Here is a 12,874-nt window from a genome sequence, read left to right as displayed (position 1 = left end):
GAGCCGTAGTGTTCGATGAACGGGGTGAGGGCGTCGTGGCGCCGGTGCAGATCGGCAACCGGGTCTGGTTCGACCGCGGCCGCGACGGCATCCAGGGCCCGGCCGAGGAGCCCATCCCCGGCGCGACGGTGACGCTGCTCGACAAGGAAGGCCAGGTCGTCGACAGCACGACGACCAATGAGCGCGGCGAGTACTCCTTCCAGGCGGAGCCGCACACCGCGTACCGGATCACGTTCGACGTGACCACGGCGAACACCGGTGGCATCCCCGAGCGACCCGCGCCCGGCGACCTCGTACCCACGGCGAAGGACCAGGGGCGCAACCGCTCCATCGAATCCAACCCCGACCCGCGTACCCAGACCGACCGGTTCACCACCGGCGCGGCGGGCGACAACGACCACACCCACGACGCCGGTTACTCCGTCCGGCCCCAGGACAAGCTCAAGATCCTGAAGCGGGACGCCACCTCCCACCAGGCCCTGCGGGGCGCCGTGTTCGAGCTGTGGCAGGAGACGAACGGGACGGGCGGGCTCCAGACCGGCGGCTCCACCCCGGAAACCAAGCACGGTGCGGCCTGCGCCCCGGACCGGCAGGGCCACTGCACCTCCCCCGGCCTCCCGCTCGGCACCTACTACCTGCGCGAGACCGCGGTGCCCGAGGGCTATCGCCTGCCCGGGCGGCCGGTGACCGGGCCGTACAGGGTGACGGCCGCCAACGCCGGGCACGGCGTCGAGGTCAGCCTGGAGAACAGGAGAGGCGAACCGGGCAAGGGCAAGGGCAAGGGCAAGGGGAAGGGGAAGGGGAAGGGGAAGGGGAAGGGGAAGGGGAAGGGCAAGGGCAAGGGCAAGGGAGGCAAGGGCGGGCCGCGGTGACCCTGACCCGGACCGCTGACCCGGGCCGCTAACCCGGACCGCCGACCCGGCCGGACCGGTCCGTCGACCACATGGTCCACCCGCCGCACGGGCCCCGAGCGCATCCGCGCATCCGGGGGCCCGTCGTCATGGCTCCACCAGCCCGGGTACCCCGCCCGACCCGCGCTTCAGCCACCGCGTGTACGCCGGGCTGGCGGCGCGGGTGTCCAGGTATCCGGCGCGCACCCGGCGCAGGATCTCGGTGTCGTGCGGGGTGAGCGGTCCGTCGCGGCGCCAGGCCAGAACATGGCGGTAGTGGAGTGGGTTTCCGGCCAGCGGGCGTACGGCGACACCGGGGACCTCGACGAACGTGGCCTGGCACAGGCTGACGGCCAGTCCGGCCCGCACGATCTCGATCAACTGGCGCCCCTCGGCCTCGTACGGGGCGTACGGGCGGCGGTGTGTCAGGGCGCAGACCGACGACCAGTACTCGCGGGTGCGGTCCCGGTCGGGGCCGGGCACAGCCCAGTCCTCCTCGAGGAGCCGCGCCAGGGTCACCTCCTCCTGGGCGGCCAGCGGATGGGCCGCGGGCAGCAGCGCGAACACGGGCTCGGTGGCGAACGGGACGAGGACCACGCCGTCGCGCGGCAGGAGCTCGTCGTGGGGGTTGTCGCCGAGGACGGCGGCCTCCAGCCGGCCCGCCGCCACGTCCTCCAGGAGCGGCACGGGGGAGTGGTGCGAGCGGGCGGTGACCTCGGTTCCGGGCAGCAACTCCCTTACCGCCACGATGAGATGGCCGATGAGCGGGCCGCCGACGGAGCCCAGGCGGACGCGGTCGGGGGCCGACATCCGCCGGGCTGCGCGGGTGGTGTCCGCGAGCAGGCCGTCGACTCCCGGCAGGATCGACTGGGCGCGGGTGAGGACCAGCTCCCCGAAGCCGGTGGGGACCGCGCCGTCGCGTCTGCGGTCGAAGAGGGCGCCGCCGAGCATGGTCTCGATACGGCGGAGCTGCGCGCTGAGCCCGGGCTGGGTCATGCGCAGCGCGGCGGCCGCCTTGGTGAGGCTCCCGGCCTCCGCGATCGCACACACCACCCGCAGGTGCCGCAGCTCCAGATCCATGGCGCGGATGTTATGGAGCGACGACATCTTTCGGACAGGGGCGGGACGACGCCACTCTTATGTGAAATGTCACATGCCATTCATCTGGAGGTCGCGAGTCCATGAGACGCACCACTCCCGCCCCTGACCGAGAGCCCGCTCTCGTCCCTTCCCCCGCCCTGCGCGCCGCGCGTCCTCGGCCCGTCATACGCCGGGCACTGCCGCTGCCCGTCCTGGCCGTCACCGTGCTGCTCCTCCTGCTGGGCGTGGCACCGGCCCGCGCGCACGCCGACGCGCCCTCCGACTGCGCACTGCGCGGCACCACCGGCTGGTCGGACGAGGGGCATGGCACCGACCGCTCCGTCTTCCAGCGCTCCACCGGCACCGTCAAGGCCGCCATGATCTTCGTGGACTTCCCGGACGCGCCGGCCACCGAGGCCCCGGCCGACGACGCCGCGCAGCTCACGCCGGGCGCGAACTGGCTGTGGAACGCCTCGTACGGCAAGGTGTGGCTCGCCATCTCCCAGCACTCCTGGTGGGTGCGCATGCCGCACGACTCCACCTCGTACGGCTTCGCGCGCGGGCTGAGCCACGAAGCCCACGAGGCGTACCTGAGGGACGCGGTCAGGGCCGCCGACCCGTCGGTGGACTTCTCCCGCTACGACATGGTCTACGTCGTCCCCACCAGGAACGCGAAGGCCATCTCCTTCACGCCGACCTATGTGTACCAGCCGGGCACGGCGGGCGTCGTCGCCGACGGCACGACCGTGAAGTGGTCCGTCACCTTCGGCCAGGACATGTGGAACTGGGGCCCCAAGCTGGTCGGCCACGAGACGGCGCACACCTTCGGCCTGCCCGATCTGTACGCCTTCGACGCGGGCAGCGACGCGCACCGGTTCGTCGGCGGCTGGGACGTCATGGGGCTGATCAGCGGGAAGGCGTCGCAGTACTTCGGGTGGGAGTCGTGGAAGCTCGGCTGGACCGACGACACCCAGGTCGCCTGCCAGGCGTCGCGCGGCACCCGCACGGTGGACCTCACCGCCGTCGAGTACGGCAGCGGAACCAAGATCGCCGTGGTGCCGACCGGGCCGACGACCGCGTACGTCGTCGAATCGCGCCGGGCTGTCCAGGCGGACACGGCGGCCTGCTCGACCGGCGCGCTCATCTACAAGGTCGACACGTCCGTGGCGACCGGATACGGGCCGATCCGTGTCGTGGACGCCAAACCGGCCGCCGCTGCGGCGAGTGGCTGCCGTCCGCTGGACGACGCGCCGTACTGGTCGGGCGAGTCGTTCGCGGATTCCGCGGCCGGGGTGCGGATCGACGTGCTGAGCGCGAACGGCTACGGGGAGCGGGTCCGTATCACCAAGTCGTAGCGGGGACAGGTGCGCAAGGGTGTGCCCCGGAACCGTTCGCGGTTCCGGGGCACACCCTTGGTCAGGCCGCCTCGGGGAAGTGACAGGCGACCTGCCGCGCCTCGCCCGGCGCGGCGATCCGCAGCACCGGCGCCTCGCTGCGGCACCGCTCCTGCGCCTTCGGGCAGCGCGGGTGGAAGGAGCAGCCCGGCGGGGGCGCGGCCGGGCTCGGCGGGTCGCCCAGGAGCGTGATGCGCTCGCGGGCCCGCTCGGCGGCCGGATCGGGCAGTGGGACGGCGGAGAGCAGGGCGCGGGTGTAGGGGTGGGCCGGGGCCGTGTACACGCGCTCCTTCGCGCCGATCTCGACGATCCGGCCCAGGTACATCACGGCGACCCGGTCGCAGACCCGCTTGACCACCGACAGGTCGTGGGCGATGAAGAGGTAGGCCAGTCCGAGTTCCCGCTGCAGGCGCTCCATCAGGTTGACGATCTGAGCCTGGACGGAGACGTCGAGCGCGGAGACGGGCTCGTCCGCGATGACGAGCCGCGGCCCCGTCGCCAGCGCGCGGGCGATGCCGATGCGCTGGGCCTGCCCGCCGGAGAACTCGTGCGGGAAGCGGTCGACGTGCTCGGGGATGAGCCCCACCAGTTCCATCAGCTCGACGGCCCGCAGCCGCGCGTCGGCCGCCGAACTCCCCTGCACCAGCAGGGGGTCCGAGATGATCCGCGCGACGGTCTGGCGCGGGTTGAGCGAGGAGTGCGGGTCCTGGAAGACCATCTGGATCTCGCGGCGCAGCGGCTTGAGCTCGCGCTGGGAGAGATGGCTGATGTCGTGGCCGTCGTAGGCGATCGAGCCGCTGGAGGGTTCGAGGAGGCGCACGATGGTGCGGCCGGTGGTGGACTTGCCGCAGCCGGACTCGCCGACCAGGCCGAGCGTCTCGCCGGGCGCCACGTCGAAGCTGATGCCGTCGACCGCCCGTACGGGAGCCGAGCCGCGCCGCCGGGCCGGATAGACCTTCGTCATGTCCCGTACGGACAGCAGGGGTTGGGTCGCTGTGGTCATGAAGGAGCGCCTTCGTACGTGGGGAGGTGGCAGGCCGACGCGTGGCCGGCCGGACCGGACAGCAGGGGCAGCTCGGTCTCGCAGCGCAGCCGCTCGCTCGCGGCGGCCGACGCGGCCCGGGAGCAGCGGGGCGCGAACGCGCAGCCGGGAGCCGGGGTGAGCAGGGACGGCGGGCTGCCGGGGATCGCCCGCAGCGGTGCGTCGTCGGGGTCGTCGAGCCGGGGCAGCGAGTCGAGCAGCCCTCGGGTGTAGGGGTGGGCCGGCGCCCCGAACAGGGTGTCCACCGGGGCCTGTTCGACCGCCCGGCCGCCGTACATCACCAGGACCTCGTGGGCGACGCGGGCCACCACTCCCAGATCGTGGGTGATCATGACGACGGCGAGTCCGTGTTCCTGCTGCAGCCGGGCGATCAGCTCCAGGATCTGGGCCTGCACGGTGACGTCGAGCGCGGTGGTCGGCTCGTCCGCGATCAGCAGCTCGGGCTCGCAGGCCAGCGCCATCGCGATCATCACCCGCTGGCGCATACCGCCGGAGAACTGGTGCGGGTACTCGCCCGCCCGGCGCCGCGGCTCCGGGATGCCGACCTCGGCCAGCATCTCCACCGCACGCCGTCGGGCCACCGCGCGGCCGGAGCGGAAGTGGACGCGGTGGTGCTCGGCGATCTGCTCACCGACCGTGTAGTAGGGGTGGAGGCTGGACAGCGGGTCCTGGAAGATCATCGCCATGCGGCGGCCGCGCAGCCGGTTCAGCTCACGCTCCGTCAGACCCACCAGCTCTTCGCCGCCGAGGGTGATGGAGCCGCTGACCTGGGCGCCGGTGTGCAGGCCCAGGACGGCCATGGAGGTGACGGACTTGCCGGAGCCGGACTCTCCCACGATGCCGAGCGTGCGGCCCCGGTGGACGTCGAAGTCGAGCGAGTCGACGGCGCGTACGGGACCGCGCTGCGTGGGGAAGGTGACGCTCAGGTTCCGCACGGACAGCAGGGGCTCGCGCGCGTCCGCCAGGTGGGTCGCTCGTGGCACGTCCCGGAGGGACGAGGTGGGGCGGGGCGCGTCCATCAGTACCTCACTCGCGGGTCGACGACGGCGTAGAGCAGGTCGACGGCCAGGTTGGCGACGACGATGAAGGCGGCGGCGAGCAGGGTCACACCGAGGATGACGGGCTGGTCGCCGCTGGACAGGGCGCCGTAGAAGAGCCGTCCGATGCCTGGCAGCCCGAAGATGGACTCGGTGATCACCGCGCCCGCGAGCAGTCCGCCCAGGTCCATTCCGAAGATGGTCAGGATCGGCGTCATACCCGCCCGCAGCCCGTGCTTGACGACGACCGTGCGCCGGGGCAGGCCCTTGGCGCGGGCGGTGCGGATGTACGGCTCCGCCATGGTCTCGATCATCGAACTGCGGCTCTGGCGCGCGTACATGGCCGCGTACAGCACGGCGAGCGCGAGCCAGGGCAGCAGCAGGTTGGACGCCCAGTGGACCGGGTCCGAGCCGAAAGGCACGTACTGCGGATACGGCAGCAGCCCCGCGGTTCTGATCAGGCCGTAGATCAGCATCATGGAGGTGAAGTAGACGGGCAGCGAGGCCGCGGCGACCGCGCCGACCATCAGGACCTTGTCGGTGAGGGTGTCCTTGCGCAGTGCCGCCGTGACGCCGGCCGACAGACCGAGCACCAGCCACAGGACGGCCGAGCCCAGTGCGAGCGAGGCCGAGACCGGAAGCCGGTCCATGAGCAGCCCCCACACCGACTCGCTGTTCTCGTACGAGTAGCCCAGGCACGGGAAGTCGCAGTGCAGCGCGTACTGGCCGCTGCCCATGGTGCGCCCGGTGAAGATGCCGGAGGCGAAGTCCCAGAACTGCTTCCAGATGGGCTGGTCGAGGCCCATGTGGGTGCGGATCGCCGCCAGGCGTTCGACGCTGCACGACTTGCCGCACGCGGCGGCGGCCGGGTCGGAGGGCAGCACGTAGAAGATGGTGAAGGTGACGGCGGCGATCGCGATCAGGACGCCGGTCACCGCGAGCAGCCGGCGGCCGATGTAGAGGATCATGAGCGGCTTCCCCTCGGGTCGAGGATGTCCCGCAGCGCGTCGCCGAGCAGGGTGAAGGCGAGCACCGTGAGGAAGAGGCAGGTGCTCGGGATGACGAAGTACATGGGGTCCGTGTCGTAGAAGGCGACGCTCTCGGCGATCATCTGGCCCCAGGAGGGCGTGGGCGGGCGGACGCCGACGCCGAGATAGCTCAGCGCCGCCTCGGTGGCGATCATGCCGGGGATGATCAGCGTGGTGTACGCGATGACGGGCCCCGCGACGCCCGGCAGGATGTCGCGGGTGAGGATCCGCCAAGAACCTGCGCCGTTGACGCGGGCCGCGTCGACGTACTCGCGGTGCTTGAGCGAGAGGGTCTGGCCGCGGACGACCCGGGCGATGCCGGGCCAGCCGAACAGGCCGATCACCGCGGTCATCAGGATGATCCGGTTGACGTCCTTGGCCACCGACATCATCGCGATCATGAAGATGAGGGAGGGGAAGGACATGGTGAGGTCCATGAGCCTGCTGAGGACCGCGTCGGTGCGGCCGCCGAAGTAGCCGGCCGCGATCCCGGCGGCCGTCCCCGCGACCACGACGATCGCGGTCGCGGTGAAGGCGATCAGCAGGGAGACCTGGGCGCCGTGCACGACACGGGCGAACAGGTCGCGTCCGCTGACGGGTTCCACGCCCAGCCAGTGGTCGGCGGAGATGCCGCCGAGGGCGCCGAGCGGCTGGCCGCCCAGATACGGGTCGACGGCGGTCTTGTCGAACTCCTCGGGCGACCAGCCGCCGAGCCTGCTCAGCAGGGGAGCGGCGGCCGCCATGACGACGAAGAGCGCCACGACGGCGAGGGAGATCTTGACGGAGGTGCGGCGGCGCAGTTCCGCGCGGGCCAGCTGCCAGGGGCCGCGGCCCGCCGGCGCTGCGGCCACCGGTGCGAGGGTGGTGGTCATGATCCGGCAGACCCTCAGCCCTGGCTCTTCGAGGGGTCCTTGAGGCCGGCCGTGGCGTAGTCGAGCTGACCGCCGAAGGAGGTCTGGCCGTAGGCGCCCGCGATGTTGGTACCGAGCACCAGCGGCCAGCGGCGCACCAGGACCGGGACGGCCGGGGCCTTGGCGAGGATCTCGCCGTCCAGCTGCTGCCAGGCGGCGTTGGCCTGCTTGGCGTCCGTCATGGCGGCGATCTCGTCCATCTTCTTCATGGTCGCGTCGTCGCGGAAGAGCGAGTGGTTGCCGGAGTTGCCCTTCTCCTTGATGTAGCGGCCGTCGAAGACGAAGGGGAGGAAGGTGGATCCTGACGGGTAGTCGGGACACCAGCCCGTGTAGACCATGTCGGTCCGGTTCTTGGTGTCACCGATCGTCGCGTAGAACGCGGACGGGTCGACGGTCTCGATGGTGACCTTGATCCCGGCCTTGCCGAGCGCCTGCTGGATCGCCTCGCCGCGCCCCTTGTCGCCGGTCGAGACGGTCATCTTGGTGGTGAACCCATCCGGCTTGCCCGCGTCCTTGAGGAGCTGCTTGGCCTTCGCCACGTCGCCGGCCACCGGCACCTTCGAGGTGTCCGGCTGCTTCCCGCCGAAGAGGGAGGCGGGCATGTACGCGGTGGACGGGTCGTTGAAGGCGGGGCCGCCGGACGCGGTCAGGACGGAGTCCTTGTCGAGGGCGTACTGCACGGCCTGACGCACCTTCACGTCGTCGAACGGGGCGCGCCCGGTGTGCATCTGGACCATGTCGGTGCAGTTGGTGGACTCGGCGATCAGGCGCTTGCGGACCTCGGCGCTGGGCAGCACCTTGGCGGCGCTCTCCGGACGCAGGGCGCCCCAGGAGACGGCGGAGGCGTCCGCGCCCTGGGAGGCGATCAGCCGGTCGTCGATCTGGTTGGCCTTGAGCCCCATCACCATCACGAGCTTGTCCGGGTACGCCTTGCGCACCTGGTCGGTGGCGGCGTCCCAGTGGGTGTTGCGCACCAGCACCAGCTTCTTGCCCCGCTCGTACGAGTCGATCTTGTACGGGCCCGAGGAGAACGGCCGGTTGTCGTACTGGGGGCCCTTGTCCTGCGCCCGCGGGACCGGCGCGAAGGTCGGCATCACGGTGGCGTTGGGGAACTCCGCGAAGGGCTTGCGCAGCTCGAAGACGATCGTGTGGTCATCCGGCGTCTTGACGGAGTCCAGGTGCTTGCCCTGGGCCGGACCCTGGTAGCCGTCGGCGCCGGCGAGGTAGCGGGCCGCGTAGTCGGCGCCGCCGGGCAGGTCGGGCGAGAAGGACCGCTCCACGTTGTACTTCACGTCCTGAGCGGTGACGGGGGTGCCGTCCTCGTACTTCACCCCCGGCTTGAGGTGGAAGGTCCAGGTCTTCGCGCCGTTGGAGGAGGTGCCCAGATCGGTGGCCAGGTCGGGCACGAGTTCACCGCCGCCGGTGCCGGGGGCCGCCTTGTAGGTGACCAGGGTGCGGTAGAGCAGCCGGGTGCCGAAGTCCATGTCGTTCATGACCCAGTTGCGGGCCGGGTCGAGGTGGGTGAAGTCCTGGTTGGACAGGACGGTCAGGGTGCCGCCCTTCTGGGGGGTGCCGCCCACGACGGTGCCCGCGTTGGCGGTCGCGGGGTTCTTGCCTCCGGCGTCCGGTCCCGCGTCCGAGTGCTTGGTCTTCGAGCAGCCGGTCGCCCCCAGGGCGAGGGATGCCGCCAGGGCGGTGGCGAGGGCGGTGAGGGTGCGCTTGTTCATCAGTGGTCACTCCGAGAGCGCGAGAGCAGTCTGACAGCCAGAGCTGGCTGGAATGTGACCTGTAACATAGTAATGTGAAATTGTACTGACAACCCATTGGCGGCACCTTTATCTACTCGTGTCCCAAGGGGCTCGCGCGAGGCGCGGTTTGGTGCCGAGCGCCGTCTCTCGGGGGTGCCTCTTGGTGAACCTTGGTGGACACCTCTTGGCGCGCGCAGTGCAATGTGAAATATTACTGCTGTGCCCACGAGAACATCCTCGGACGTCATCGTCATCGGTGCGGGCGTGGTCGGCGCGGCCTGCGCCTACTACTCCGCACGCGCCGGCCTCACCGTCACCGTCGTCGACCGCGGCCCCGTCGCGGGCGGCACCACCGGCGCCGGTGAGGGCAACCTCCTGCTCTCCGACAAGGAGCCCGGTCCCGAACTCTCCCTCGCCCTCGCCTCCGCCGAACTGTGGCGCGAGCTGGCCGAACTGCTCCCGCCGCAGATCGAGTACGAACCCAAGGGCGGCCTGGTCGTCGCCTCGGGCGAGCCCGGGATGAAGGCCCTGCGCGACTTCGCGACCGGACAGCAGCGGGCCGGTGTGCGGGCCGAGGAGGTCCCGGCGGACCGCCTGTACGACCTGGAGCCCCACCTGGCCCCGGGCCTGGCGGGCGGCTTCCACTACCCGCAGGACGCCCAGGTCATGCCCGCCCTCGCCGCGGCCCATCTGCTGCGCGCGGGTGGCGGCCGGATCGGCCTGCGGCTCGGCGAGGAAGTCACGGCTCTGCTCACCGGGGAGGGCGGCGAGGTCAAGGGAGTGCGCACGGCCAGCGGCACGCGGATCCACGCCCCGTACGTGGTGAACGCGGCAGGCACCTGGGGCGGCCGAGTCGCCGGGCTCGCGGGCCTGGATCTGCCCGTCCTGCCGCGCCGCGGCTTCGTTCTGGTGACCGAGCCGCTGCCCCGTGTGGTGCGGCACAAGGTGTACGCGGCGGACTACGTCGCCGACGTCGCCAGCGACTCCGCCGCGCTCCAGACCTCGGCGGTGGTCGAGGGGACGGCCGCGGGCCCGGTCCTGATCGGCGCCAGCCGGGAACGGGTCGGCTTCGACCGCACCCTGTCCACCGAGGCGCTGCGGCGCCTGGCCGCCCAGGCCGTCGCCCTCTTCCCGGTCCTGGGTGGCGTACGGGCACTGCGCACGTACGCGGGCTTCCGCCCGTACCTCCCCGACCATCTGCCCGCCATCGGCCACGACCCCGGGATGCCGGGCCTCCTGCACGCCTGCGGCCACGAAGGGGCGGGGGTCGGCCTCGCCCCGGTCACCGGGCTGATCGTGGCGGCGTGCCTGACCGGAGGTGAACTGCCGTTGGACATCGCCCCGTTCGCGCCCGGCCGATTCACGGCGACGGGCTGAGGGGAGCCGGCCGACTCGCCCTTCGCGGTGGCGGCCTGGCGACTTCCCGGCTCCGGCTCCGGGACATCCCGATCCTGTCTGTCTCCCGGGTTTCCCAAACCTGGGCACGCGGGCCCGCCTGTCGCGCTTCCCGGGCCCGCTGCCGGGGCCCTCCCGGAAGCGCCCCCTGTCTCCTCGCCCCCCACCGAACACCCGTCCCCGGACCGACCCCCGCCCGCTGTACAAGGAGGCTCCCCGTGCCCCGTACCCCCGCCGACCTGGTCGGGACGCGCACCGGCCCATCGTTCGAGATCACCTTCGGGGACCGGTCCGTCCGGGCTCAGCCCGGACAGTCCGTCGCCGCCGCGCTGTGGGCCGCGGGCATCCTCGCCTGGCGGACCACCCGCACCACCGGCCGCCCGCGCGGCGCGTTCTGCGGCATCGGGCAGTGCTACGACTGCCTCGCCACCATCAACGGACAGCCCAACCGAAGAGCTTGTCTGGTGCCCGCCCGCCCCGCAGACACGGTGATCGCCCAGGAAGGACACGGCCATGCGTCCCTCGGCTGACACGCCCGCGGCGTCCGAGGCGCGCGACCCGTACGACCCGTACGATCTCGCCGTGATTGGCGCGGGCTGCGCCGGGCTCGCCGGGGCCGTCACCGCCGCCGAACTCGGCCTGTCCGTCGCCCTGTTGGACGCATCGCCGCAGATCGGCGGGCAGTTCTTCCGACACCCCGCGCCGGACGCCGGGGCGACGCGCCCCGAGGCCCTGCACCACGACTGGTCCCTCTTCACAGGGCTTCGGCGGCGCCTGGAGGCCAGTGAGGTGCACCACCTCGGCGGCCATCACGTGTGGACCGTCACCCGCGACGGCGACGACGGCCCCTGGGCCGTCCACGCCGTCACCGGCGCAGACGGAGGCGAGGAGCGGCCGGTACGGGTGCGGGCCCGGGCGGTGCTACTCGCGACCGGCGCGTACGAGCGGCAACTCCCCTTCCCGGGATGGACGTTGCCCGGCGTGGTCGGTGCGGGCGGGGCGCAGGCCATGCTGAAGTCCGGCCTGGTGCTGCCCGGCAGGCGGGTCGTGGTGGCGGGCAGCGGCCCCCTGTTGCTCGCGGTCGCCTCCTCGCTGGCCGCCGCCGGGGCGCACGTGCCCGCCGTCATCGAGGCTTCCGGATACCTGGGCTACGCCCGCCAGCCGTACGTGCTCGCGGCCAACCCGCGCAAACTCGCCGAGGCGGCCGTGCACGGCGGAGCGCTGCTGCGCCACCGGGTACGGCTGCGCACCCGCAGCGCCGTCACCGAGGTGCACGGCACCGAGCGCGTGGAGGCGGTCACCGTGTCCCGGCTCGACCGCGAGTGGCGGCCCGTACCGGGCACCGGTCGCCGGATCGAGTGCGACGCGCTGGCCGTGGGCCACGGCCTGGCGCCGCAGATCGAACTGGCCACCACTCTGGGGTGCGCCACCCGCACCACCCCCGACGGCACCACCGCCCTGGTCCTGGACGCCTCTCAGGAGACGTCGGTACGAGGACTGTGGGCAGCGGGGGAGACCGGTGGCGTCGGCGGGGCCCGACTGGCCGATGTGGAAGGCGAGTTGGCGGGCCTCGCGATCGCCGCCCGGCTGAGCGGGCACCCCGCCCTCTACGGCCGCGGCCGCGTCCGGGATCTTGAGCGCCGCCGGGACCGGATGCGCGCCTTCGCCGACGCCATGGCCGCCGCGCACGCGCCGGGTACCGGCTGGCCGCAATGGCTCACCGACGACACCGACGTGTGCCGGTGTGAGGAGGTGACCGCGCACAGCGTCCGCGCGGCGGTCACCGACCTCGGGGCGCGCGACGCCCGCACCGTCAAGCTGTTCACCCGGGCGGGGATGGGCTGGTGCCAGGGCCGGATGTGCGGTGCGGCCGTGGCCTGCCTGGTCGGGCAGCACGACGGCGCGGCCCCGCTCGCGGATCCGCCCCCCGAGCGGCGGCCGTTCGCGGTGCCGGTACCCCTGCGCGCGCTCGGCTCGCTCGACGATCCCGTACCAGCCCCGCACACCCCCACGACGGACTGACCCCGGGCGCCGCCCCTTTGGGGTGACTTGCGCCCACCAGTGAAATGTCACATCACATAGAGAGGCTGCCGACATGGCCAGCAACACCGTGAACACCCCCGCGAACAGCACCTGGAACCCCACCCGTCCCTGGCGCGGCATCATGGTCGCCACCGCCCTGCCCCTGCGCGAGGATCTGTCCGTCGACTATGACGCCTATGCCGCCCATGTGCGCTGGCTGATCGACAACGGCTGCGACGGTGTCGTGCCGAACGGCTCCCTCGGCGAGTACCAGACGCTGAGTGACGAGGAGCGTGCCCGTGTGGTCGACGTGGCCGTGGAGGCGGC

12 protein-coding genes are annotated in these 12,874 nt (G+C 72.1%); 6 read left to right on the top strand and 6 right to left on the bottom strand.

Annotation, left to right across the window (positions count from 1 at the left end; translation table 11 throughout):
* The first annotated feature begins 8 nt into the window (after window positions 1-8).
* The gene (locus tag AB0G17_RS22720; protein WP_361385633.1) at window positions 9-872 is read left to right on the top strand and encodes an SdrD B-like domain-containing protein; all 864 of its coding nucleotides are present in this window, start codon (window positions 9-11) and stop codon (window positions 870-872) included.
* A gap of 126 nt (window positions 873-998) precedes the next feature.
* Here AB0G17_RS22720 and AB0G17_RS22715 read toward each other — a convergent pair whose 3' ends face one another.
* Entirely contained in the window at window positions 999-1,970 is a 972-nt protein-coding gene (locus AB0G17_RS22715) for a LysR family transcriptional regulator (RefSeq protein WP_361385630.1), read from the bottom strand.
* Between the two features lie 101 nt (window positions 1,971-2,071).
* Between AB0G17_RS22715 and AB0G17_RS22710 the strand changes: the two genes are divergently transcribed.
* Entirely contained in the window at window positions 2,072-3,325 is a 1,254-nt protein-coding gene (locus AB0G17_RS22710) for a M6 family metalloprotease domain-containing protein (protein ID WP_361385627.1), read from the top strand.
* Between the two features lie 61 nt (window positions 3,326-3,386).
* Here AB0G17_RS22710 and AB0G17_RS22705 read toward each other — a convergent pair whose 3' ends face one another.
* The 5 genes from AB0G17_RS22705 to AB0G17_RS22685 are packed head-to-tail and all read right to left on the bottom strand — an operon-like array spanning window position 3,387 to window position 9,109.
* Window positions 3,387-4,367, bottom strand: a complete 981-nt coding sequence (locus AB0G17_RS22705; RefSeq protein WP_361385624.1) for an oligopeptide/dipeptide ABC transporter ATP-binding protein — start codon at window positions 4,365-4,367, stop codon at window positions 3,387-3,389.
* Window positions 4,364-5,371: an ABC transporter ATP-binding protein gene (locus tag AB0G17_RS22700; RefSeq protein WP_361386021.1), complete on the bottom strand. Its 1,008-nt coding sequence runs from the start codon at window positions 5,369-5,371 to the stop codon at window positions 4,364-4,366. Before AB0G17_RS22700 ends, AB0G17_RS22705 begins: the two co-directional genes overlap by 4 nt.
* Window positions 5,372-5,424: 53 nt before the next feature.
* Window positions 5,425-6,411, bottom strand: a complete 987-nt coding sequence (locus AB0G17_RS22695; RefSeq protein ID WP_361385622.1) for an ABC transporter permease — start codon at window positions 6,409-6,411, stop codon at window positions 5,425-5,427.
* Complete coding sequence (locus tag AB0G17_RS22690) at window positions 6,408-7,343, bottom strand: ABC transporter permease (protein WP_361385619.1); 936 nt, start codon at window positions 7,341-7,343, stop codon at window positions 6,408-6,410. The genes AB0G17_RS22695 and AB0G17_RS22690 overlap by 4 nt, the downstream gene beginning before the upstream one ends.
* A 14-nt stretch (window positions 7,344-7,357) precedes the next feature.
* The gene (locus AB0G17_RS22685) at window positions 7,358-9,109 is read right to left on the bottom strand and encodes an ABC transporter substrate-binding protein (RefSeq protein WP_361385616.1); all 1,752 of its coding nucleotides are present in this window, start codon (window positions 9,107-9,109) and stop codon (window positions 7,358-7,360) included.
* A 240-nt stretch (window positions 9,110-9,349) separates the two neighbouring features.
* Between AB0G17_RS22685 and AB0G17_RS22680 the strand changes: the two genes are divergently transcribed.
* The 4 genes from AB0G17_RS22680 to AB0G17_RS22665 all read left to right on the top strand — a co-directional run.
* Complete coding sequence (locus AB0G17_RS22680) at window positions 9,350-10,507, top strand: FAD-binding oxidoreductase (protein WP_361385613.1); 1,158 nt, start codon at window positions 9,350-9,352, stop codon at window positions 10,505-10,507.
* A gap of 236 nt (window positions 10,508-10,743) precedes the next feature.
* Window positions 10,744-11,055 carry a (2Fe-2S)-binding protein gene (locus AB0G17_RS22675; RefSeq protein WP_361385610.1) on the top strand — a complete coding sequence of 104 codons (312 nt, stop codon included), beginning with the start codon at window positions 10,744-10,746 and terminating at the stop codon, window positions 11,053-11,055.
* Window positions 11,039-12,547: an NAD(P)/FAD-dependent oxidoreductase gene (locus AB0G17_RS22670; protein WP_361385607.1), complete on the top strand. Its 1,509-nt coding sequence runs from the start codon at window positions 11,039-11,041 to the stop codon at window positions 12,545-12,547. Before AB0G17_RS22675 ends, AB0G17_RS22670 begins: the two co-directional genes overlap by 17 nt.
* 73 nt (window positions 12,548-12,620) lie before the next feature.
* Window positions 12,621-12,874: dihydrodipicolinate synthase family protein (locus AB0G17_RS22665; protein WP_361385604.1), on the top strand; the 254-nt coding region annotated here is incomplete at its 3' end.

The sequence above is a fragment of the Streptomyces sp. NPDC023838 genome (genome assembly GCF_040639555.1).
In the GTDB taxonomy this organism is placed as follows: Bacteria; Actinomycetota; Actinomycetes; order Streptomycetales; family Streptomycetaceae; genus Streptomyces.
The sequence above is the reverse complement of the archived record's forward strand: the minus strand, read 5'-3'. Positions and strand labels throughout refer to the sequence as shown.